Source organism: Streptomyces sp. 13-12-16 (assembly GCF_002114215.1).
Lineage (GTDB): Bacteria > Actinomycetota > Actinomycetes > Streptomycetales > Streptomycetaceae > Streptomyces.
The window spans coordinates 666-902 of sequence record NZ_NCTE01001434.1 but is presented as its reverse complement, the minus strand read 5'-3'; the positions used below and the strand labels follow the sequence as shown (position 1 = coordinate 902).

Sequence of the window (237 nt, the reverse complement as noted above, 5' to 3'; positions counted from 1 at the left end):
CGCCTCCGGGGCGGCCCCGGAGGCCCCGGCAGCCCCAGGGGCACCGACAGGCCAGGAGCCGCCGGGGCCGTCCGGGGGCCCGGCGCCGGCACCCCGCTCCCGCGCGGAGGTGCGGGGCGTGGTGCGGGAGGTCTGGGCGAAGGTGCTGGGCATACCGGAGCCGTCGTTCGGGGACCGGGACCGGTTCGCCGAGCTGGGCGGCGGCTCGCTCAAGGCGATGGAGGCGCTCGCCGAGCT

Annotated in this window: 1 protein-coding gene; it reads left to right on the top strand. The window is 80.6% G+C overall.

Annotated features, from left to right (window positions below):
- Positions 1 to 109 precede the first annotated feature (109 nt).
- Positions 110 to 237 (top strand): acyl carrier protein (locus tag B7767_RS49500; protein ID WP_143652998.1); only part of this gene is annotated, 128 nt, incomplete at its 3' end.